Origin of the sequence: Rugamonas aquatica (assembly GCF_009380215.1) — a bacterium.
Taxonomy (GTDB): Bacteria; Pseudomonadota; Gammaproteobacteria; order Burkholderiales; family Burkholderiaceae_D; genus Rugamonas; species Rugamonas aquatica_B.
Genome location: NZ_WHUG01000005.1, coordinates 117,065 through 137,908, shown reverse-complemented (window position 1 = coordinate 137,908; position 20,844 = coordinate 117,065). Strand labels below are relative to the sequence as shown.

The window sequence follows — 20,844 nt, the reverse complement described above, 5'->3', positions numbered from 1 at the left end:
CACCATGGTTGAAATCGAAATAGACGGCAAAAAAGTCGAAGTCCCTGCTGGTAGCATGGTGATGGACGCCGCCAACAAATTGGGAACCTACATTCCGCACTTCTGCTATCACAAGAAATTGTCGATCGCTGCGAACTGCCGTATGTGCCTCGTCGAAGTGGAAAAGGCGCCTAAGCCTTTGCCAGCATGCGCAACGCCGGTCTCGGCAGGCATGATTGTGCGCTCCGCTTCGGACAAGGCCGTACAGGCACAGAAGTCCGTCATGGAATTCCTGTTGATTAACCACCCGCTGGACTGCCCGATCTGCGATCAGGGCGGCGAGTGCCAGTTGCAAGACTTGGCAGTCGGCTACGGCAAGGGCGAATCGCGCTACGAAGAAGACAAGCGCGTCGTCGTGCCGAAAGATGCCGGCCCGCTGGTCTCCATGCAGGAGATGGCGCGCTGCATCCAGTGCACCCGTTGCGTACGCTTTGGCCAGGAAGTGGCCGGCGTGATGGAACTGGGCATGATCGGCCGCGGCGAACACTCGGAAATCACCGCGTTCGTCGGCCAGACCGTGAACTCGGAAATGTCCGGCAACATGATCGACCTGTGCCCGGTAGGCGCACTGACGTCGAAGCCGTTCCGCTACAGCGCCCGTTCGTGGGAACTGTCGCGCCGCAAATCGGTATCGCCGCACGACGGCCTGGGCGCCAACCTGATCGTTCAGGTGAAAGCCGGCAAGGTCAAGCGCGTACTGCCGCTGGAAAACGACGCCGTCAACGAGTGCTGGATTTCCGACAAGGACCGCTTCTCGTACGAAGGCCTGGAAGCCGCCGACCGTCTGACTCAGCCTATGCTGAAGCAGGGCGGCGAGTGGAAAGAAGTCGACTGGCAAACCGCGCTGGAATACGTGGCGCACGGCCTGAAGAACATCAAGCACGAACACGGCGCCGGCGCGCTGGCCGCACTGGCCACGCCGCACTCGACGCTGGAAGAACTGCATCTGCTGCAAAAGCTGACCCGCGCCATGGGCTCGGACAGCGTGGACACGCGCCTGCGTCACAGCGACTTCTCGCTGGGCGATGTGACCCCTTGGCTGGGCATGTCGATCACCGAGTTCGGTCAGCTGAACCGCGCCTTCGTCATCGGCTCGTTCCTGCGCAAGGATCACCCGCTGCTGGCTACCCGTCTGCGCACGGCAGTGAAGGGCGGCGCCAAGCTGTCCATCCTGCACGCCACCGACGACGACCAGCTGATGACCGTTGCGAACAAAATGATCGTTGCTCCGTCGGAGTGGCTGTCGGCGCTGTCGCAAGTTGTCGTGGCCGTGGCTAAAGCCAAGGAAGTCGCCGCACCAGCGGGCTTCGAAGGCGTACAAGCTTCCGACGCCGCCAACGCGATCGCCGCTTCGCTGATCTCCGGCGAGAACAAGGCCGTCTTCCTGGGTAACGCGGCAACGCAGCACCCGCAGGCTGCCGCGCTGCACGCCGCCGCACAATGGATCGCCGAACAAACCGGCGCCAAGCTGGGCTACCTGACCGAAGCCGCCAACACCGTTGGTGCTTACCTGGTCAACGCCAACGGTGCCAAGGCCCCTGCGTTCTCCGAACAGAAGCAGGCTTACCTGCTGCTGAACGCCGAGCCAGAGCTGGACGCACACAACCCGCAAGCCGCCACCGCCGCACTGAAACACGCGGAGATGGTTGTCGTCATGTCGGCGTACAAGCATGGCATGGACTACGCCGACGTACTGCTGCCGGTGTCGCCATTCAGCGAAACCTCGGGCACCTTCGTCAACTGCGAAGGCCGCGCGCAAAGCTTCAACGGCACCGTCAAGCCGCTGCTGGAAACCCGCCCTGCGTGGAAAGTCCTGCGCGTGCTGGGTAACATCCTCGGCCTGTCCGGTTTCGACTACGATACTTCCGAAGCGATCCGCGACGAAGTGCTGGGCGCCGGCGTGACCGACCTGTCGGCCAAGCTGAACAACACCACCAAGCAAGCTGTCGTCGCCGCCGCTGCGGTTTCGACGGGTACGGAACGTATTGCAGACGTGCCTATCTACTTCGCCGACGCCGTAGTGCGTCGCGCCGAGTCGCTGCAGAAGATGGCCGATGCGGCTGCGCCTAAAGCGCACCTGTCGTCCGCGCTGGCGCAGCAACTGGGTGTCGCCGCCGGCGACAAGGTCAAGGTCACGCAAGGTTCCGGCAGCGCGATCCTGGTCGCCGCTGTTGATGCCAAACTGCCAGCCAATGCAGTCCGCGTCGCCGCCGCTCACGCGTCGACCGCTGCTCTGGGCGGCATGTTCGGCTCCATCACCGTTGAAAAAGCAGGGGAGGGTAAATAATGGCTCTGCCTGAATTCGTCACTACTATTAATGCCATGGGCGCCAACAGCGTTCTGGCGCCGGCCTGGCCGCTGATCTGGGCGCTGATCCGTGTGATCGTCGTGCTGCTGCCGCTGATGGGTCTGGTTGCCTACCTGACGCTGTGGGAACGCAAGTTCATCGGCTGGATCCAGATCCGCGTCGGTCCTAACCGCGTTGGTCCTATGGGCCTGCTGCAACCGATCGCCGATGCGCTCAAGCTGCTGTTCAAAGAGATCATCACCCCGGCCAAGGCCAACCCTGGCCTGTTCGTGATCGGTCCTATCATGACCATCATGCCGGCGCTGGCCGCCTGGGCGGTCGTACCGTTCGGCGCCGAAGCCGTGCTGGCCAACGTCAACGCCGGCCTGCTGCTGCTGATGGCGATCACCTCGATGGAAGTCTACGGCATCATCATCGCCGGCTGGGCTTCGAACTCGAAGTACTCGTTCATGGGCGCGATGCGCGCCTCGGCACAGATGATCTCCTACGAAATCCCGATGGGCTTCGTGCTGGTGGTCGTGCTGATGGTGTCCGGTTCGCTGAACTTCGGCGACATCGTCGCCGGTCAGCAGAAGGGCATGTTCGCCGACCACGGCCTGAACATCCTGTCGTGGAACTGGCTGCCGCTGCTGCCGCTGTTCGTGGTCTACCTGACCTCCGGCCTGGCGGAGTGCAACCGTCACCCGTTCGACGTGGTCGAGGGCGAGTCCGAGATCGTTGCCGGCCACATGGTCGAATACTCGGGCATGGCCTACGCCATGTTCATGCTGGCCGAATACGCCAACATGATTCTGATCGCGACCCTGGGTTCGATCATGTTCCTGGGCGGCTGGTCCGCACCGTTTGCCTTCCTCGAATTCTGGGGCGGTTTCGGCGGCTTCTTCTGGTTGTTCGCCAAGGCGTTCTTCCTGGTGTCCGTCTTCATCTGGGTGCGCGGTACTTTCCCACGCTACCGTTATGACCAGATCATGCGTCTGGGCTGGAAAGTGTTTATCCCTCTGACGCTGGTGTACCTGGTGTTCGTGGCCGGCTGGATGCAGACATCCTGGAATATCTGGAAGTAAGGACTGGAAAAAATGGAACGTTTAAAAGACTTCATCGGCAGCTTCATGCTGACCGAATTGATCAAAGGGATGGCGCTGACGGGCAAGTATATGTTCTCGCGCAAGATCACCGTGCAGTACCCGGAAGAGAAGACGCCGATGTCGCCGCGCTTCCGTGGCCTGCACGCGCTGCGCCGCTATCCGAATGGTGAAGAGCGCTGCATCGCCTGCAAACTGTGCGAAGCAGTGTGCCCGGCGATGGCGATCACCATCGAATCCGAGCAGCGCGACGATGGTTCGCGCCGCACCACGCGTTACGACATCGATCTGACCAAGTGCATCTTCTGCGGTTTCTGCGAAGAGTCGTGCCCGGTCGATTCGATCGTTGAAACGCACGTGCTGGAATACCACGGCGAGAAACGCGGCGATCTGTACTACACGAAAGAGATGCTGCTGGCCGTTGGCGATCGCTACGAAAACGAGATCGCCGAAGCCCGCGCAGCGGACGCTCCTTACCGCTGACGGAAGGCGGGCCCGGTTCCGGCCGGGTTCCGCCGCAGCGGTGTGTTGATCAATAAACTGTACGTCTCTTGGGTTAGTTATGGAATTTAAAACTGCTTTGTTCTACGCCTTCTCAGCCATCATGATATTGGCTGCGACGCGCGTTATCACGGCCCGCAATCCGGTGCATGCGGCACTGTTCCTGGTGCTGGCGTTCTTCTCCGCTGCCGGCATCTGGATGCTGCTGGAGGCTGAGTTCCTCGCCATCGTGCTGGTACTGGTCTACGTCGGCGCCGTCATGGTGCTGTTCCTGTTCGTGGTCATGATGCTCGACATCGATACGGACAAGATGCGCGAAGGCTTCTGGGGCTACCTGCCTATCGCTTCCTTCGTCGGTGTCATCATCGTGCTGGAAATGGCCGCCGTGCTGTGGCGTTCCTTCCTGTCGTTCGATCAGCAGCCGGTCAACGCCGGCAACATCGGCGGCACCAAGGAACTGGGCCTGCTGATTTACACCAAATACATCTACGGCTTTGAAATCGCCGCAGCGATCCTGCTGGTTGCGATTATCGCCGCCGTGGCGCTGACCCTGCGCAAGCGCAAGGACACCAAACATTTCGACCCAGCCGACGCCGTACGCGTCAAGCGCAATGACCGCCTGAAGATCGTCAAGATTGCGCCGGTCACCACGCGCGGCCAGGCCGAAGCTGAAGTTAAGGAGGCACCATGACTTTATCGCTCGCTCACTACCTCGTTCTTGGCGCGATACTGTTCGCGATCTCGATCGTCGGTATTTTCCTGAACCGCAAGAACATCATCGTTCTGCTGATGGCCATCGAATTGATGCTGCTGGCAGTGAACATGAACTTCATCGCGTTCTCGCACTACCTGGGCGATGCGGCCGGGCAGATCTTTGTGTTCTTCATCCTGACCGTGGCGGCTGCTGAATCGGCAATCGGCCTCGCGATCCTGGTGGTGATGTTCCGTAACCTGGACACCATCAACGTTGAAGACCTGGATAGCCTGAAGGGTTGATCCCGTGGCTAAAGTTCAAACCTCGAAAAATAACGATTAAGGTTCATCATGGCGGTTACTCTTAACCCTAATCTCCTGCTAGCCGTACCCTTGGCGCCGCTGGCCGGCGCCGCGATTGCGGGCTTGTTAGGAACTAAATTCTTCGGCAACGTCGTAGGTCGCAAGACCTCGCACACCGCGACCATCCTGGGCGTGCTGGTTGCCTTCATCCTGTCGGCGATGACGCTGAACGATGTCGTCAACGGCGCCCACTACAACGGCACCGTCTACAACTGGATGACCGTGGCCGGCCTGAAGCTGGAAATCGGCTTCCAGATCGACGCGCTGTCGGCGATGATGATGTGCGTGGTCACCTTCGTGTCGCTGATGGTGCACGTGTACACCATCGGCTACATGGCGGAAGACGAAGGCTACAACCGCTTCTTCTCGTACATCTCGCTGTTCACGTTCTCGATGCTGATGCTGGTCATGGCGAACAACTTCCTGCAGCTGTTCTTCGGCTGGGAAGCGGTGGGCCTGGTGTCGTACCTGCTGATCGGCTTCTGGTACACCCGCCCAACGGCGATCGTGGCCAACATGAAGGCCTTCCTGGTCAACCGCGTCGGCGACTTCGGCTTCATCCTGGGTATCGGCCTGCTGCTGGCCTACGCCGGTTCGATGGACTACCAGGAAGTCTTCGCCAAGAAGGAACAGCTGATGACGCTGACCCTGCCGGGCACCGACTGGGCGCTACTGACCGTAGCCTGCATCTGCCTGTTCATCGGCGCGATGGGCAAATCGGCGCAGTTCCCGCTGCACGTCTGGCTGCCTGACTCGATGGAAGGCCCGACCCCGATCTCCGCACTGATCCACGCCGCGACCATGGTTACGGCAGGTATCTTCATGGTGACGCGCATGTCGCCGTTGTTCGAACTGTCGGACACCGCGCTGTCGTTCATCCTGGTCATCGGTTCGATCACCGCGCTGTTCATGGGCTTCTTGGGCATCATCCAGAACGATATCAAGCGCGTGGTCGCTTACTCGACGCTGTCGCAGCTGGGCTACATGACCGTGGCGCTGGGTTCGTCCGCTTACTCGGTGGCTGTGTTCCACCTGATGACCCACGCATTCTTCAAAGCGCTGCTGTTCCTTGGCGCCGGTTCGGTCATCATCGGCATGCACCACGATCAGGACATCCGCAACATGGGCGGCCTGCGCAAGTACATGCCTATCACCTGGATCACTTCCCTGCTGGGTTCCCTGGCGCTGATCGGCACCCCGTTCTTCTCGGGCTTCTACTCGAAGGATTCGATCATCGAAGCCGTCGCCGCGACCCACATCTGGGGCGCAGGCTTCGCTAACTTCGCCGTGCTGGCTGGCGTGTTCGTGACCGCGTTCTACTCGTTCCGCATGTACTTCCTGGTATTCCACGGCGAAGAGCGTTTCGGCAAGGCCCACGCGCATGACGATCATCACCATGGTGAGTCCCATGGGACGAACGCAGCCGCCGCCCACGACGGCCACGGTCACGACGACCACGGCCACGACGAGGAAGACGACCACGCTCACCACGGTCTGGCACCAGGCCAGAAGCCGCATGAATCGCCATTCGTGGTCTGGTTCCCGCTGGCGATGCTGGCCATCCCTTCGGTCATCATCGGCTACCTGACCATCGGTCCTATGCTGTTCGGCGACTTCTTCAAAGGTGTCATCACCTTCGGCGAAAACCATCCTGCGATGGAAGAACTGGCGCACGAATTCCACGGCCCGATGGCGATGGCGATGCACTCGCTGACGTCGCTGCCGCTGTGGCTGGCCATCTCCGGTGTCGCTACCGCGTACTACTGCTACATGATCAATCCACGCGTACCGGCCTGGTTCTACGCCAAGTTCAAGTTCCTGCACACGCTGCTGGACAACAAGTACTACATGGACAAGTTCAACGAGGTCGTATTCGCCGGCGGCGCGCGCGCCCTGGGCAATGGCCTGTGGAACGTGGGCGACAAGACCCTGATCGACGGCCTGCTGGTCAACGGCAGCGCCAAAGTGGTGGGCTGGTTCTCGACGCTGACCCGTTTGGCGCAGACTGGTTATATCTACCACTACGCGTTCGTCATGATCCTCGGCATTCTGGGGTTCCTGGTCTACTTCCTGCCGTTTTGGCACGCTTAATTAGCTGATACGCAAAGAGATAACGATAACCATGATGCAGTCAACCATATCTACACTACCTCCTTACCTGAGCCTCGCGATCTGGCTCCCGATTATCTTCGGCCTGATCGTGCTGGCTGTAGGCCGTGATACCAATGCGGCGCTGGTCCGCGTTGGATCGCTGATCGGCGCGCTGGTCAGCTTCGCCGCGACCATCCCGCTGATTACCAATTTCAGCAACACCGCCCACGGCATGCAGTTCGTCGAGAAGTCGCCGTGGATCGAGCGCTTCAACATCTACTACTCGCTGGGCATCGACGGCCTGTCGCTGTGGTTCGTACCGCTGACCGCCTTCATCACCGTGATCGTCGTGATCTCGGCCTGGCAGGTGATCCAGAAGCGCGTCGCTCAATACATGGGCGCCTTCCTGATCCTGTCCGGCCTGATGATCGGCGTGTTCTGCGCGATGGACGGCCTGCTGTTCTACTTCTTCTTCGAAGCGACCCTGATCCCGATGTACATCATCATCGGCGTGTGGGGCGGCGAGAACCGCGTGTACGCATCGTTCAAGTTCTTCCTGTACACCTTCTTCGGCTCGCTGCTGACGCTGGTCGCCATCATCTACCTGTACAAGGTATCGGGCGGCAGCTTCGACATCCTGATGTGGCACAAGATCGCCCTGACGATGAAAGAACAGATCTTCATCTTCATCGCCTTCTTCATGGCCTTCGCCGTCAAGGTGCCGATGTTCCCGGTCCACACCTGGCTGCCGGATGTCCACGTGGAAGCGCCGACCGGCGGTTCCGCCGTGCTGGCCGCGATCATGCTGAAGCTGGGTGCTTACGGCTTCCTGCGATTCTCTCTGCCTATCGTGCCTGACGCATCGCACTACATGGCGCCGTTCGTCATCACCCTGTCGCTGATCGCCGTGATCTACATCGGCCTGGTCGCGCTGGTACAGAAGGACATGAAAAAGCTGGTCGCCTACTCGTCGATCGCGCACATGGGCTTCGTCACGCTGGGCTTCTTCGTCTTCAACGCCATGGCAGTGCAGGGCGCCATCGTGCAAATGATCTCGCACGGCTTCATCTCCGGCGCGATGTTCCTGTGCATCGGCGTACTGTACGACCAGGCGCACTCGCGCCAGATCGCCGACTACGGTGGTGTGGTCAACAAGATGCCGAAGTTCGCCGCGCTGTTCATCTTCTTCTCGATGGCCAACTGCGGTCTGCCAGCGACTTCCGGCTTCGTCGGCGAGTTCATGGTGATCCTGGGCGCCACCCAGTTCAACTTCTGGATTGGCCTGCTGGCCGCGACCGCGCTGATCTTCGGCGCAGCGTACTCGCTGTGGATGGCCAAGCGCGTCATCTTCGGCAAGGTCGCCAACCACCATGTGGCTGAACTGGTCGATGTCAACGGCCGCGAATTCCTGATGCTGGGTATTCTGGCGGTCTGCGTCCTGGCCATGGGTCTGTACCCAGCGCCGTTCACCGACACGATGCAAACCTCGGTTGCAGACCTGCTGGCTCACGTTGCACACAGCAAGCTGCCTTACTGAAAACGGAAACACATAAATGACTACTCCAATTCCACAACCTGTTATCGACATGGTGCCGGTGTATGCAGAAATCGTTCTGCTGATCGGCGCCTCGGCGATCCTGTTGATCGATATGTTCCTGTCGCAGGGTAAGCGTTCGGTAACGTACGTGCTGTCGCTGCTGACGCTCCTGATCTGCGGTGCACTGAGCTACCACGACTTCGCGGCCGGCACCACGGTCTACACCTTCAGCGGCATGTTCGTGTCCGACCCGATGTCGAACCTGCTCAAGCTGTTCACCTACCTGACTGTCGGCCTGACGCTGGTCTACTCGCGCCAATACGCGGACGACCGCGGCATGTTGAGCGGTAACCTGGGCGGCGAGTTCTACGTGCTGGCGCTGTTCGCCACGCTGGGCCAGCTGGTGATGATCTCCGGTTCGAACTTCCTGTCCGTGTACCTGGGCGTGGAACTGATGTCGCTGTCGCTGTACGCGCTGGTGGCCATCCGCCGCGACAACCACAAAGCCACCGAAGCCGCGATGAAGTACTTCATCCTGGGCGCGCTGGCCTCCGGTTTCCTGTTGTACGGTATCTCGATGCTGTACGGCGCGACCGGCACGCTGGACATCGCCAAAGTGGCAACCGCTGTCGCCGCCGGCACCATCAAGCCGACCATCCTGGTCTTCGGCCTGGTGTTCCTGGTCGCCGGCCTGGCGTTCAAGCTGGGTGCAGTACCGTTCCACATGTGGGTGCCTGACGTCTACGAAGGTTCGCCTACCGCAGTGACCCTGCTGCTGGGCGGCGCGCCGAAGATCGCCACCTTCGCCATCTGCATCCGCCTGCTGGTGGAAGGCCTGCTGCCGATGGCAGTCGATTGGCAGCAGATGCTGATGGTGCTGGCGGTTATGTCGCTGGCCATCGGTAACATCACCGCGATCGCGCAGACCAACTTGAAGCGTATGCTGGCTTACTCCACCATCGCGCAAATCGGCTTCGTGCTGCTTGGCCTGCTGGCCGGCGTTGCGGGCACCACCGACCGCTCCGGCGCTGCTGCTGCTTACAGCGCCGCGATGTACTACACCATCACCTACGTGCTGACCACCATCGGCAGCTTCGGCATGCTGATGCTGTTGTCGCGCGCCGGCTTCGAAGCCGAGAACCTGAACGACTTCAAAGGCCTGAGCAAGCGTAATGGCTGGTTCGCCGTGATTATGTCCATCCTGCTGTTCTCGCTGGCCGGCGTGCCACCGATGATGGGCTTTGCCGCCAAGTTCTCGGTGCTGACCGCGGTACTGGGCACCGGCCAGATCTGGCTGACCGTGTTCGCGGTGATGTTCTCGCTGATCGGCGCGTTCTACTACCTGCGCGTTGTTAAAGTGATGTGGTTCGATGAGCCGGTCGACAATTCGCCTATCGTGGCGAAGGGCGACATGAGCTTCGCTCTGAGCCTGAACGGCCTGGCCATCGTAGCCCTGGGCATTCTGCCAGGCCCGCTGCTGGCGGCCTGCCTGAAAGCCATCACCCTGACGCTGAACACCTGATGGATGTTTCCGTCGCAAGCTGGTTGGTGATCGCCGCTGCACTGGTGGCCGCCAACCTGCCGTTCTTCAATGACAAAGTATTCGCACTGGTGGCCACTCGCTGGCCCCGCAAGCCGCTGTTCGTGCGGCTGGCGGAAATGACGGTGCTGTACTTTGTCGTTGGCGTTATCGGCTTCGCCCTCGAAGCGCAGATCGGCAATCGCTTCCAGCAGACCTGGGAGTTCTACGCGATCTCCGCCTGCATCTTCATCGTCCTGGGCTTCCCGGGATTCATCGTCCGCTACCTGCGCAAGCGCCACGGCTGATACACTATCGTTCTTCAACGACAGTGGAGCAGGTATGGACGACAAGCATCTGACAGAAACCCGTATCGACGGTGAATTGGTCTACAACGGCCGTTTCCTCAAAGTCCAAAGCGACACCATCGAACTCCCCGACGGCAAGCGCACCACGCGCGAATACGTGCTGCATCCCGGCGCCGTGGTGATCCTGCCACTGCTGGACGATGGCACCGTGCTGATGGAGCGCCAGTACCGCTATCCGCTGCATCAGGTGTTCATCGAATTCCCGGCCGGGAAAATCGATCACAACGAAGACCCGCTGGCCAGCGCAAGGCGCGAACTGGAAGAGGAAACCGGCTACACCGCCAGCGAGTGGCAGTTCGTCAGCACCATCCACAACGCCATCGCCTACTCGGACGAGCATCTGGACCTGTACCTGGCACGCGGCCTCAAGGCCGGCCCGCAGAAGCTGGACGACGGCGAGTTCCTCGAAACCTTCACCGCCACCATCGACGAGCTGCTGCAATGGGTACGCGAAGGGAAGATCACCGACGTCAAGACCGTCATCGGCATCTTCTGGCTGGACAAGCTGCGCGCGGGCGACTGGAAGCTATGAAGCCGCTGTGCGCCGCCATCGCCTTCGGCCTGTCGGCCGTTAGCGGCGCGGTGCATGCCGCCGCGCCGGCTGCGCCTGCTACAGCCGCTGCGGCGCGCACGCCGTTCCAGATCCGCTGCGAAGACAGCATCGCCAAGACGATCTCCGTGCTGTCCGCAAAACAGAACGGCTACACCATCAACAACCAGCTGCCGTATCGGGCGCTGACCGCGAAGTCCGGGAATATGGACAACAAGATGGTGACGCTGGGGCTGACCGTTACCAAGGGCCAGTACACGGTCGATCTGGGTGGGCCGGTGTTGCAGGATCCCGTCAGCGGCTACGAATGCATCGCGCCGCGCGTGGACGTGAAGTTGAATTATTCGCCGGTGCTGATCTATGTCGGCAACGAGTTCGCGCCGGGCACCTGCGGCTACAACGCGATCCTCGAACACGAGCAGCGGCATTTGCAGGCGTATATGGAAAACCTGGCGCGCGTGGAGAAGGTGGTGCGCGAAGCGCTGAGCAAACGGTTCGAAGCCAAGCCGCTGTACGCGCCGTCCGGCACCGCGATGTCGGCGCTGGAGCACGAGATCAACGGCACCTGGTTCCCGTTCATCCGCGACGAATTCGAAAAGGGCAGGCCGAAGCAGGCGGAGATCGATACGCCGGAAGAATACGCCCGCATGGGCAAGGTGTGCGATGGCGAGATCGCTGCGATCCTGCTGCGCCGCCATAAAAACAATTGAAGAATATGACTGCATCCAAAACGACACCTCGCTACTTTGCACTGCTGCCCGCCGCCGGCGTCGGCGCGCGCATGGCGGCGGACGGACCCAAACAATACCTGACGGTCGGCGGCAAGCCGATGCTGCGCCACGCGGTCGACGCCTTCCGCGCCAGCGATCTGGTGGCGCACACCTATGTGGTGGTCAGCGCGGCCGACGGCCAGATCGACGGCGTGCTGCCGGCGGACCTGGACGGCGTGACGGTACTGCGCTGCGGCGGCGCCACGCGCATGGACACGGTGCTCAACGCCTTGCGCGAGCTGCAGGGCGTGGTGGCCGGCGGTGACATGATTATGGTGCACGACGCTGCGCGTCCCGGCCTGACGCCGGCGCTGATCGCCAGGCTGATAGACGGCGTGGGCGACGATGCGGCGGGCGGCCTGCTGGCGCTGCCGGTGGTGGACACGGTCAAGCGCGCGACCGGTGCGGTGCCGGTGGCCGCGACGACGGTCTCGCGCAACGGCCTGTGGCTGGCGCAGACGCCGCAGATGTTCAGCTACGAGCTGCTGCTGCGCGCCCTGGGCAGCGCGCCGGACGCCAACGCCATCACGGACGACGCCAGCGCGGTCGAGATGCTCGGCCTGTCGCCGCGGCTGATCGAAGGCCATCCACGAAATTTGAAAGTCACGCTGCCGGCCGACATCCGCATCGCGGAAATGTATCTGGCTGCCGGCGAATAACACAGGATAGAAAACATGACCAAACTCCCATTCCGCATCGGCCAGGGCTACGATTGCCACGCACTGGTGGAAGGCCGCAAGCTGATTATCGGCGGCGTCGACATCCCGCATCATGTGGGCCTGCTGGGGCATTCGGACGCCGACGTGCTGCTGCACGCGATCACCGATTCGATACTCGGCGCGGCTGCGCTGGGCGACATCGGCAAGCACTTTCCGGATACCGATCCGCAGTTCAAGGGCGCCGATTCGCGCACCTTGTTGAAGGAGGCGGCGCGGCGCGTGGTGGCCACCGGCTACAGCATCGGCAATATCGACGCGACCATCATCGCGCAACGTCCGAAGATGGCGCCGCACATCGCCGGCATGTGCGCGAATATCGCGGAGGATCTGGGCGTGGCTGTCGGCCAGGTCAACATCAAGGCCAAGACCAATGAGAAGCTGGGTTACCTGGGCAGGGAAGAGGGCATTGCCGCTGAGTCGATTGCTTTGCTGATCGCTTCGTAAAACAAGGTCGCATCGTTCTCCAGCACGCCGATGGCGGTGTCGCGGGAGACCGATGGATAGTCGGCCAAAAAGTCAGCCATGGGCTTGCCCGTTAGCAGATAGGCGAACATCCGTTTGATGGGTACCAGCGTGCTCTTGAATACCGGCATACCGCCCAGAATATCGGGTTCCATCTGCACCAGCGGCGTGATGGCCTTCATGTAGGCCAGCACTTCCGGGTCAACCGGATCGGTCGGAGACTTTCGCGGTGCTACGATCCGTCCGTGAATGCGGTGAACCGCGTTGTCAAAGAATTCCGAATCAAGCTCCGGGCAATCCTCGTCAAATTCTATCTCGTCGTCATAGTTGGGCATGGCATTGATCCAGCTATCAGGACTGTCCGTGTCATGAAATAATTCGGATGACATTGTCTTCCCATGTGTATGTTGTCATTTCAGTGTAGTGGCTTGAGGACATCCTTCAAGCGGCACTGAAAAAAACAGGCGCAGGACATCGTTTTGATATCCTGCGCCTGCCATTCTCAACCGTCTTCGGCCTAGATCAATAGTGCTCCGCCGTCGACGATGTGGGTCTGGCCGGTGGCGAAGCCGCTGGTCATCAGGAACAGGTAGGCGGCGGCGATGTCTTCCGCCGAGCCCACACGGCCGACCAGCAGCGCATCGCCGACATCGTCGAACATCTGCTTGCGCTGCACCGGCGCCATGTCCGCCCACAGGTTCGTCGCGGTCACGCCCGGCGACACGGCGTTGACCCGCAACGGCGCCAGCTCCACCGCCAGCGCCCGCGTCAAAGCCTCCATCGCACCGCACACGCTGGCCCCCAGTACCCATCCCGACTGCGGCCGCATCGCTGCGATGCCGGTCGTGAACGTGATCGAACCGCCCGGCCTGATATGCCGAGCTCCGTGCTTGGCCGCCGCCAGCGCACCCCAATAGCGCACCTCAAATGCCGAACGCGCAGCGGTCAAATCGGTCCCGGACAGCGCGCCGATTTGCAGCGCATCGCCCGCCGTGTAGACCAGATGATCGAACGCACCGGTGGTGGCGAAGAAGCGCTCGATGGCCCGCTCGTCCAGCAGATCCAACGCGCATCCCTGCGCCTTGCCGCCAAGGTGCTCCAGCGCCTTCTCGATGCGCGAGATCTGGCTCGACACCACCAGCATTTCCGCGCCTTCACGCAGCGCCTCGCGCGCCACCGCCAGCCCGATGCCCGACGAGGCGCCGAGCACGATCACGCGCTGCCCAAGCAGACGGCCGCTCATGCCGGCACCCGTTTTTTCATTGCATCCATCATGTTCTCCTTGAATTGGGCGGTAAGTCCGCATGCAAGAATTCTGATGCAAAATCACCGATACTCCGATAGCATGTGACTCATATCATTCATGACTAACTGGCATATATGGCTTTCGATGAACGGGTAGTGAACGGCATGCGCGTGCTGGCGGCGATTGTCGATGCCGGCAGCTTCGTGCGCGCGGGCGAGGCGCTGGAGATGTCGCAGTCCGGTGTCAGCCGCGCCATCGCCAAGCTGGAGGCGCGGCTCAATATCAGGCTGTTCGACCGCACCACGCGCAAGGTCTCCCTGACGGACGAGGGGCGCCGTTTCTACGCACAGATAGGACCATTGCTGGCCGGGCTGGAAGAGGCGGTTGCCTCGGCGGGCGAGGGTGCGGTGGCGGTGCGCGGACGGCTGCGCATCAACGTCGAGCCGCTGCTGGCGCGCCTGCTGCTGGGCCCCAAGCTCGGCGGCTTCCTGAAACGATATCCCGAGTTGGACCTGGATGTGGTGGCGCGCGACCAGCTGGGCGACATGGTCGGCGACGGCTTCGACCTGGCGATACGCTTCGGCCATCCGCAATCGTCATCGCTGATCGCCCGCAAGCTGCTGGACACCCGTGTGCTGACGGTCGCCACGCCGGCCTACCTGCGCCGCCACGGCGTGCCGAAGAAGCCCTCCGACCTCGAAGGCCCGGAACATACCTGCATCCACTTCCGCAACCCGGCAACGGGCAAGCCCTACGAATGGGAGTTCCATCGCGGCGGCAAGACCACCATCGTCAACCCGCGCAGCCAGCTGACGCTGAACGACGCCGGCACGATGGAGAGCGTACTGCTGGCCGGCTATGGCCTGGCGCAGGTGATCGACCTGGCGGTCGAGCCGCTGCTGCGCTCCGGCGCCGTCACGCCAGTGCTGACGGCATGGCCGGACGAGCGCTTCCCGCTGTACGCCTACTATCCGTCGCGCTACCACCCGCCGGCGAAGACGCTGGCCTTCCTCGACTTCGTCGCTACGCTGGTAGGCTAGGGCGGCGCGATAAACGATCTGCTACCATGGCGCTTTTGACGCAAGGGATAAACAATGGCGCGTGATATCTACGCTTATCGGCAGGTGGCGGTGCACTCGGTGGCGCCCGAGGGCAAGGTGGAAATCCATCCTGTGCCGGGACAGGCATTTTCGCCCGCACTGCCTGTGCAGTGCTCGCGCCGCATGAGCGACGTCGAGCTTTACCCGCTGGGCACCTGCTTCCTGCTGGACGCCAAGCTGACCGACCGCATGGGAGGCATGCAGTACCTGTATGCCTGGCATGGCGATGAAATCAAAGTGCTGACAGCCAGTGAGACCGAGACCTTCCTGGCTGCCTTCAAACGCGGACGTATTTGATCAGTGCACGGCGTGCAGCTTGCCCAGGGGCTTGCCGTCGTCCTTGGCCCACGCCGCGATAACGGCGGCCATCGCCAGCGCGAACACGCCGCCGACCACCATCGCACTCGCCACACCCAGATGGTCGACTGACACGCCGCCCACCAATGCGCCGCTGGCCAGCGAGATCTGCGCGGTGGAGACGAACACCGCGCCGCCGCTTTCCATCGCATCCGGCGCGGCCTTGAACATCCAGGTCTGCACCGAGATCGGCATCATGCCGAAGGCCAGGCCCCAGATCACGATCAACACCGTCGCACCGGCGGCGCTGGCGCCGAACAGCGGCATCGCCGCAGCCGACAAGCCCATGATGACGCCGGTGGCGATCAGCGAATTTTTCACGCTCTTCGCCACGGCCCAGCCGCCGATCAGATTGCCGACGAAACCAGCCGCGCCGTAAATCAGCAGCAGCACGCTGATGCTCTTGGCGCTCAAGCCCGCGACCTGGCTCAGGAACGGCGTGACATAAGTGTAAGCGGCGAACTGGCCGATGAAGATCAGCAGCGTGGCCAGCATGCCCAGCCGCGCCTTCTGCACGCGCAGCAGCGCAGGCAGTTGGCCGAAGGTCAGGGATGTCGTGGTCGGCAGGCGAGGCAGCAGCCACATTTGCGCAGCCAGCACCAGCAGCGACACGGCGGTCGCGGCGAAGAAGGCCATGCGCCAGCCCACCAGTTCACCGATCATCGCACCGGCCGGCACGCCGGCCACGGTGCCCAGCGAGATGCCGGCGAAGATGATGGAGGTGGCGCGCGCGGCCGAGGCCTCCGGCACCAGCCGGTTGCCCAGCGCGCCGCCGATGGCCCAGAAGCCGCCGACGCCTATGCCGAGCAGCGCGCGGCCGAGCAGCACCAGAGGATAGGAATGCGACAGCGCGACGATCAGGTTGGAGGCGATCAGCGTGGCGGTCAGGCCCCAGATCACGTAGCGGCGGTCGGTCTTGCCGACGCCTATCGTCACCAGGATGGCGGCGAATGCGGCCACCAGGCCGGGTACGGTCACCATCATGCCGGCGACGCCTTCGGTCACGCCCAGCTCTGCGGCGATGGACGGCAGCAGGCCGACCGGCAGGAATTCCGTCGTCACCAGCGCGAACGAGCCGACGGCGACCGACAGCACGGCCAGCCAGGCGGCGCGGGTGGGGGAGCTTGAAATAGAGAGGGGCGCGTCGTCGGGCAAGACGGCTTGAGCGCTGGTGTTGTTTTTCATATGAGATTATTCCTATCGGCTGTAAAAATACTTGAGTTTTTTACTGATCGGTTCATAATGATCTGCGCAAGGAACTTTGTCAATGAATTTTTAACCGAACGGTATGAAAGATAATTCCGCATCAGCACGCAAGTCAGGCCGTCCGCGCACTTTTGACGCGGAAACCGCCCTGGACAAGGCCATGAAAGTGTTTTGGGAAAAGGGCTACGAAGGCAGCTCCCTACCGGAACTGACCGAAGCGATGGGCATGAACCGGCCCAGTCTGTACGCCGTATTCGGCAACAAGGAGAATCTGTTCCGCATGGCGCTGGAGCGTTACGGCGCGACCCACGATCCGTTGTTCAACGCGGCGCTGGCACAGCCGACGGCGCGCGCCGTGGTCGAGCACTTCTTGCGCGGCAATGCCGACGCCCAGACCGAAACCGAAAATCCGCACGGCTGCCTGGTGATCAATGGCGCGCTGGCCTGCAGCGACGATGCCTTGCCGATACGCGATTCGCTGATCGAACGCCGCGCCGCCAGCGAGGCTAAATTGCGCGCCCGGCTGGAGCAGGCCAAGGTCGACGGCGATCTGCCGGCCGATAGCTGCTCAGGCCAGATGGCGCGTTATGTGATGACGGTTTCCAATGGCATGGCGGTGCAGGCGGCGGCTGGCGCCACCCGCAAACAGTTGCAGGAAGTGGTGGATCAGGTGCTGCGCGGCTGGCCTTCTTGATCCCGCAGAAATGTTGCCTGAAAAATATATTCAGTAACAAAATGAAATTTTAGTTGTGCTTTTGAAATTCCCCGGTAGAATGGCTACATTGAGTCGCCGTCCTATCCTTTTTGAAAGTCACATCATGAAAATGTCTAAACTGTTTCTGGCTGCAGCTGTTACCGCATTGACCGCTTCGGGCGCCGCATCGGCCACCAACCTGATTCAGAACGGCGACTTTGAAACCGTCAGCGGCGTCAATCTGAACAACTACGTGCGCGTAGGCGCAGGCGATGGCGCGATTGCCTTCTGGAGCGTCGGCGGCAACTCGGTCGACGTCATCAACAACAGCTACAACTCGATCTCGGGCAACAGCATCGACATGCTGGGCACGCCAGGTCCGGGCGTACTGTCGCAATCGTTCACCGCAGTGGCCGGCACCACCTACACGCTGTCGTTCGACCTGACCCACAATCCGTACTCGCACGGCGCAGGCCTGGACGTGTTCGTTGGTGGCAACCACTACTCGTTCGAAGGCAGCACCCCTGTCACCAACTACACCTTCAACTTCACCACCACCGGCGGTACGCAAGCGCTGGTGTTCAGCAGCGTTGGTGGCGACGGTTACTCGGGCGCGGTACTGGACAATGTGTCCGTCACCGCCGCCGTACCTGAGCCGGAAACCTACGCGATGATGCTGGCTGGCCTGGGCCTGGTAGGCGTTATCGCCCGCCGCCGCAAAGCCGCCAAGTAATTCGCTGGCTTAGCCAAAATTAAAAAAGGGGGCTGACCTGTGGGTCAGCCCCCTTTTTTCCTTGTGTGGACTGGATTTATTCGGAGCCGTCGTCGTCGTCCTCGGTTTCCGGCGTGCCGTCCTTGATGGCGTGGGCGCGGGCTGCGTCAGCGCCGGTTTTCAGTTTGGCGGCATCGGCCATGAACTGGTCGACGCTGTGATCCGGACTGTGCCGTACTTCCGGCGGCAGCAGCACCGACATGTACAGCTCGTCGGCCGCACGCCCTGTGCCTTGCAGATTGGTCATCAGCATCAGCCCGGCGCCACCCACCAGCATCACCCAGCAGCTGACCGCGAAGCGTCGCGGATGGTGCGGTTTGATCGTGATGAGGTGGAAGAACAACATGCCGCAGGCGATCGCCAGCGTCACCAGATTGCCGTAGCGTGTGAACGTCTCGGCCGACCACGCATAGGCCAGCGCCGCGCTGCCGATCTTCCACAATCCCACCGTCGCCAGGCCGCTGCCGAGGATGAACAGATGCCGCCCCAGCCGCGCATGGCTGCCGAACAGGCGGTTGGCCAGCGCCCACAGGCCGCTCCACAGCAGGCCGGCCGCGAGGCTGGAGGCCAGCACCAGCAGGTAGCGTATCAGCGCGAATGGTTCGACATCGGACAGCCAGGTCTCCAGGCAGGTGAAGATGGCGATCAGCGCCAGGCCGATGGCGGCCGGCACCGTGCCTTCCCAACCATGCATGGTGGTGTCCGCGATTTCGGCGGCCACCGGGAAGTCGGCCGCGCGCACGCGCAATCGCGTGTGGCCCAGGCGCACCATGGTGTCGCCACTCAGCACCACGCTGGTCTGGCGCTTGCCTTTCAGGTAGGTGCCGTTCTGGCTGCCCAGGTCGCGCAGTACCAGTTCGCCTTGCTCGTTGGCGTCGACGATGGCGTGGGCGGCGGCGCTGTGGGCGTCGTCGAGGATGACGTCGTTATCGTAGCTGCGGCCCAGGCGTATCGGCAGCGCGGCCACCTTGTGCCGGTGCAGCACGTCGCCGTTGCGGGCCAGGATTTCGATGAAGTAGGGGGCTTTCATTGCGCGCCTCCCTTGCTTGCCGCGGCGGGCTTCTTCGCCACCGGCGCCAGGCCCAGCGAGTCGATGAACACGCGCGACAGGCGCAAGCCGTTTTCATACGAGACGCCGCGCGCGTCGAGCCGGCTTTGCAAGCTCATCAAGCCCTGATCGGTGGTCGCGGTCAGCAGCGCGAAGTCGTACAGGCCGGCGAACTTGCGGTAGGCCCGCACGCACAGCACGGCGCGCAGCGGCACATCCTTGTTCTTGACGAAGTCCTCGGTGCATTGCGGGCCGGTCAGGCGGGTGTCTTTGTTGGTGCCGAAGTGCTCGTTCTTGAACGAGGCGCTGGCCAGTTGCGCGAAGCGCAGCTTGTCCAGGCCGGTGCCGCGCAGGAACTGGTGGCGGATGCTGAGCTGCCCCGTCTGCAGCGAGCCGCTGATGAAGATCGCCGATTCCATCGCGCAGCTGGCGTCGTCCACCGTGAACGGCTTGTCGGCCTTGACGTTGGAGCGGCCCCAGCAGCGCATCTGTTCGGATTCGCGCACCGGCACCTGGTAAGGGCCCATGGGCTTCAGGCTCAGCGGGCTGGCCAGCAGCTGGTCGACCATGGCGCGCTGGTGGTTCAGCAGCTGGGCGGCGACGATGGACGTGAAGTCGGTCGGGGTTTTCTTTTGCTGCTCCACGCGCTTGAGCAAGTCCTGCGCAAAGCGGGCCGGCACCAGGAAGCTGACCAGCTCGCCATCGAGGCGCTTGGAGACGTTGACGCCGGCCACCGCGCCATCGACCGTCACGCTGGGGCCGCCGCTCATGCCGGAGTTGATCGGGCCGGTGAACATCAGCTGGTCGTAGAAGCTGCGCGCGATCACGCCGTTGTAGGCGCCTTCGGAAATGGCGAAGCCCAGGTCCAGCGGATTGCCCAGCGAGTACAGGTACTGGCCCTGCGTCAGCTTGGCCAGCTGATCGGGGATCTTGAAGAAGCCGGTGCCGTTGCGGCTGACGCGCAGCACGGCCAGGTCGTGCAGCACGTCCACCGCCAGCAGTTCGACGTTGCCGCGCTGGCCGCTGGTGTCCACCCATTCGCCGACGTAGGTGTCGGGATCGAGCGCGAACTGCGAGACCACATGGTAGTTCGTCACCACCAGGTTGCTGGTGCCGATCAGGAAGCCGGAGCCCACCGACGATTGCGTGCGGCCGCTCTTGAGCAGCGAGCGCACTTGCAGGATATCGTTTTTGGCGGAACCGTAGAGATGCTGGGCCGCGCTGGAGGGCGGCGGCAGCGGGGCGGCGTCGGCGTTGTCGGCGGCGGGCGCCGAAGCCTTGGCGGAGGATTGCGCCGCCGCAGCCAGTTGCGCGGGCGCGGCCGGCGGATGGTCGGCGGGCGCCGCCAGCGCGCCGGCGCTGGCCCAGGTCAGGGCGAGGGTAGCGGCAAGCTCTTTAAATTTCATGCAGTCCTTAAAA

22 protein-coding genes are annotated in these 20,844 nt (G+C 62.2%); 17 read left to right on the top strand and 5 right to left on the bottom strand.

What is annotated here, in order from left to right:
- Positions 1-4 precede the first annotated feature (4 nt).
- From nuoG to ispF, 13 genes are all read left to right on the top strand, one after another.
- Positions 5-2,326 (top strand): NADH-quinone oxidoreductase subunit NuoG, encoded by a 2,322-nt coding sequence (nuoG, locus tag GEV02_RS14600; protein WP_152838704.1) that lies wholly within the window; start codon positions 5-7, stop codon positions 2,324-2,326.
- A complete protein-coding gene (gene nuoH / locus GEV02_RS14595; RefSeq protein ID WP_008450341.1) occupies positions 2,326-3,411 on the top strand; it encodes an NADH-quinone oxidoreductase subunit NuoH in 1,086 nt (361 codons plus the stop codon). The genes nuoG and nuoH overlap by 1 nt, the downstream gene beginning before the upstream one ends.
- Before the next feature lie 12 nt (positions 3,412-3,423).
- Positions 3,424-3,912, top strand: a complete 489-nt coding sequence (gene nuoI / locus GEV02_RS14590; RefSeq protein ID WP_008450339.1) for an NADH-quinone oxidoreductase subunit NuoI — start codon at positions 3,424-3,426, stop codon at positions 3,910-3,912.
- Between the two features lie 79 nt (positions 3,913-3,991).
- On the top strand, positions 3,992-4,621 hold the full coding sequence (locus GEV02_RS14585) for an NADH-quinone oxidoreductase subunit J (RefSeq protein ID WP_152838703.1): 630 nt from the start codon (positions 3,992-3,994) through the stop codon (positions 4,619-4,621).
- Entirely contained in the window at positions 4,618-4,926 is a 309-nt protein-coding gene (gene nuoK, locus GEV02_RS14580; protein WP_008450334.1) for an NADH-quinone oxidoreductase subunit NuoK, read from the top strand. The genes GEV02_RS14585 and nuoK overlap by 4 nt, the downstream gene beginning before the upstream one ends.
- Positions 4,927-4,974: 48 nt before the next feature.
- Complete coding sequence (gene nuoL / locus GEV02_RS14575; protein ID WP_152838702.1) at positions 4,975-7,077, top strand: NADH-quinone oxidoreductase subunit L; 2,103 nt, start codon at positions 4,975-4,977, stop codon at positions 7,075-7,077.
- A gap of 31 nt (positions 7,078-7,108) precedes the next feature.
- Positions 7,109-8,614, top strand: coding sequence for an NADH-quinone oxidoreductase subunit M (locus tag GEV02_RS14570; RefSeq protein ID WP_152838701.1), 1,506 nt, complete (start codon positions 7,109-7,111; stop codon positions 8,612-8,614).
- A gap of 16 nt (positions 8,615-8,630) precedes the next feature.
- A complete protein-coding gene (gene nuoN, locus GEV02_RS14565; RefSeq protein WP_152838700.1) occupies positions 8,631-10,136 on the top strand; it encodes an NADH-quinone oxidoreductase subunit NuoN in 1,506 nt (501 codons plus the stop codon).
- Positions 10,136-10,441, top strand: coding sequence for a DUF2818 family protein (locus tag GEV02_RS14560; RefSeq protein ID WP_152838699.1), 306 nt, complete (start codon positions 10,136-10,138; stop codon positions 10,439-10,441). Before nuoN ends, GEV02_RS14560 begins: the two co-directional genes overlap by 1 nt.
- Positions 10,442-10,475: 34 nt before the next feature.
- Entirely contained in the window at positions 10,476-11,033 is a 558-nt protein-coding gene (locus GEV02_RS14555; protein WP_152838698.1) for an NUDIX domain-containing protein, read from the top strand.
- Positions 11,030-11,761: a hypothetical protein gene (locus GEV02_RS14550; RefSeq protein ID WP_152838697.1), complete on the top strand. Its 732-nt coding sequence runs from the start codon at positions 11,030-11,032 to the stop codon at positions 11,759-11,761. The genes GEV02_RS14555 and GEV02_RS14550 overlap by 4 nt, the downstream gene beginning before the upstream one ends.
- A 5-nt stretch (positions 11,762-11,766) precedes the next feature.
- Positions 11,767-12,480 carry a 2-C-methyl-D-erythritol 4-phosphate cytidylyltransferase gene (ispD, locus tag GEV02_RS14545; protein ID WP_152838696.1) on the top strand — a complete coding sequence of 238 codons (714 nt, stop codon included), beginning with the start codon at positions 11,767-11,769 and terminating at the stop codon, positions 12,478-12,480.
- A 15-nt stretch (positions 12,481-12,495) separates the two neighbouring features.
- Positions 12,496-12,984, top strand: coding sequence for a 2-C-methyl-D-erythritol 2,4-cyclodiphosphate synthase (ispF, locus tag GEV02_RS14540; protein ID WP_152838695.1), 489 nt, complete (start codon positions 12,496-12,498; stop codon positions 12,982-12,984).
- Here ispF and GEV02_RS33115 read toward each other — a convergent pair.
- Together GEV02_RS33115 and GEV02_RS14530 are read right to left on the bottom strand one after the other, a co-directional pair.
- Complete coding sequence (locus GEV02_RS33115; RefSeq protein ID WP_217433136.1) at positions 12,924-13,337, bottom strand: DUF433 domain-containing protein; 414 nt, start codon at positions 13,335-13,337, stop codon at positions 12,924-12,926. The genes ispF and GEV02_RS33115 overlap by 61 nt on opposite strands.
- 182 nt (positions 13,338-13,519) lie before the next feature.
- Positions 13,520-14,245, bottom strand: coding sequence for an SDR family oxidoreductase (locus GEV02_RS14530; RefSeq protein ID WP_152838694.1), 726 nt, complete (start codon positions 14,243-14,245; stop codon positions 13,520-13,522).
- A 137-nt stretch (positions 14,246-14,382) separates the two neighbouring features.
- On the opposite strand from GEV02_RS14530, the gene GEV02_RS14525 reads away from it, so the two are divergent.
- Both GEV02_RS14525 and GEV02_RS14520 read left to right on the top strand, forming a co-directional pair.
- Entirely contained in the window at positions 14,383-15,288 is a 906-nt protein-coding gene (locus GEV02_RS14525) for a LysR family transcriptional regulator (RefSeq protein ID WP_152838693.1), read from the top strand.
- 54 nt (positions 15,289-15,342) lie between these two features.
- A complete protein-coding gene (locus GEV02_RS14520) occupies positions 15,343-15,645 on the top strand; it encodes a hypothetical protein (RefSeq protein ID WP_152838692.1) in 303 nt (100 codons plus the stop codon).
- On the opposite strand, the gene GEV02_RS14515 is transcribed toward GEV02_RS14520, so the two are convergent.
- Positions 15,646-16,890 (bottom strand): MFS transporter, encoded by a 1,245-nt coding sequence (locus tag GEV02_RS14515; RefSeq protein ID WP_152838691.1) that lies wholly within the window; start codon positions 16,888-16,890, stop codon positions 15,646-15,648.
- A 103-nt stretch (positions 16,891-16,993) separates the two neighbouring features.
- On the opposite strand from GEV02_RS14515, the gene GEV02_RS14510 reads away from it, so the two are divergent.
- Positions 16,994-17,605 carry a TetR/AcrR family transcriptional regulator gene (locus tag GEV02_RS14510; protein WP_152838690.1) on the top strand — a complete coding sequence of 204 codons (612 nt, stop codon included), beginning with the start codon at positions 16,994-16,996 and terminating at the stop codon, positions 17,603-17,605.
- 124 nt (positions 17,606-17,729) lie between these two features.
- Complete coding sequence (locus GEV02_RS14505; RefSeq protein WP_152838689.1) at positions 17,730-18,338, top strand: PEP-CTERM sorting domain-containing protein; 609 nt, start codon at positions 17,730-17,732, stop codon at positions 18,336-18,338.
- Positions 18,339-18,414: 76 nt separating this feature from the next.
- On the opposite strand, the gene GEV02_RS14500 is transcribed toward GEV02_RS14505, so the two are convergent.
- On the bottom strand, positions 18,415-19,407 hold the full coding sequence (locus GEV02_RS14500; protein ID WP_152838688.1) for an FHA domain-containing protein: 993 nt from the start codon (positions 19,405-19,407) through the stop codon (positions 18,415-18,417).
- Complete coding sequence (locus tag GEV02_RS14495; protein ID WP_152838687.1) at positions 19,404-20,831, bottom strand: S1 family peptidase; 1,428 nt, start codon at positions 20,829-20,831, stop codon at positions 19,404-19,406. Before GEV02_RS14495 ends, GEV02_RS14500 begins: the two co-directional genes overlap by 4 nt.
- Positions 20,832-20,844 lie beyond the last annotated feature (13 nt).

Coding starts and splice junctions, on each gene's coding strand:
- nuoG (WP_152838704.1), top strand. CDS start 5: ATGGTTGAAATCGAAATAGACGGCAAAAAAGTCGAAGTCCCTGCTGGT.
- nuoH (WP_008450341.1), top strand. CDS start 2,326: ATGGCTCTGCCTGAATTCGTCACTACTATTAATGCCATGGGCGCCAAC.
- nuoI (WP_008450339.1), top strand. CDS start 3,424: ATGGAACGTTTAAAAGACTTCATCGGCAGCTTCATGCTGACCGAATTG.
- GEV02_RS14585 (WP_152838703.1), top strand. CDS start 3,992: ATGGAATTTAAAACTGCTTTGTTCTACGCCTTCTCAGCCATCATGATA.
- nuoK (WP_008450334.1), top strand. CDS start 4,618: ATGACTTTATCGCTCGCTCACTACCTCGTTCTTGGCGCGATACTGTTC.
- nuoL (WP_152838702.1), top strand. CDS start 4,975: ATGGCGGTTACTCTTAACCCTAATCTCCTGCTAGCCGTACCCTTGGCG.
- GEV02_RS14570 (WP_152838701.1), top strand. CDS start 7,109: ATGATGCAGTCAACCATATCTACACTACCTCCTTACCTGAGCCTCGCG.
- nuoN (WP_152838700.1), top strand. CDS start 8,631: ATGACTACTCCAATTCCACAACCTGTTATCGACATGGTGCCGGTGTAT.
- GEV02_RS14560 (WP_152838699.1), top strand. CDS start 10,136: ATGGATGTTTCCGTCGCAAGCTGGTTGGTGATCGCCGCTGCACTGGTG.
- GEV02_RS14555 (WP_152838698.1), top strand. CDS start 10,476: ATGGACGACAAGCATCTGACAGAAACCCGTATCGACGGTGAATTGGTC.
- GEV02_RS14550 (WP_152838697.1), top strand. CDS start 11,030: ATGAAGCCGCTGTGCGCCGCCATCGCCTTCGGCCTGTCGGCCGTTAGC.
- ispD (WP_152838696.1), top strand. CDS start 11,767: ATGACTGCATCCAAAACGACACCTCGCTACTTTGCACTGCTGCCCGCC.
- ispF (WP_152838695.1), top strand. CDS start 12,496: ATGACCAAACTCCCATTCCGCATCGGCCAGGGCTACGATTGCCACGCA.
- GEV02_RS33115 (WP_217433136.1), bottom strand. CDS start 13,337: ATGCCCAACTATGACGACGAGATAGAATTTGACGAGGATTGCCCGGAG.
- GEV02_RS14530 (WP_152838694.1), bottom strand. CDS start 14,245: ATGAGCGGCCGTCTGCTTGGGCAGCGCGTGATCGTGCTCGGCGCCTCG.
- GEV02_RS14525 (WP_152838693.1), top strand. CDS start 14,383: ATGGCTTTCGATGAACGGGTAGTGAACGGCATGCGCGTGCTGGCGGCG.
- GEV02_RS14520 (WP_152838692.1), top strand. CDS start 15,343: ATGGCGCGTGATATCTACGCTTATCGGCAGGTGGCGGTGCACTCGGTG.
- GEV02_RS14515 (WP_152838691.1), bottom strand. CDS start 16,890: ATGAAAAACAACACCAGCGCTCAAGCCGTCTTGCCCGACGACGCGCCC.
- GEV02_RS14510 (WP_152838690.1), top strand. CDS start 16,994: ATGAAAGATAATTCCGCATCAGCACGCAAGTCAGGCCGTCCGCGCACT.
- GEV02_RS14505 (WP_152838689.1), top strand. CDS start 17,730: ATGAAAATGTCTAAACTGTTTCTGGCTGCAGCTGTTACCGCATTGACC.
- GEV02_RS14500 (WP_152838688.1), bottom strand. CDS start 19,407: ATGAAAGCCCCCTACTTCATCGAAATCCTGGCCCGCAACGGCGACGTG.
- GEV02_RS14495 (WP_152838687.1), bottom strand. CDS start 20,831: ATGAAATTTAAAGAGCTTGCCGCTACCCTCGCCCTGACCTGGGCCAGC.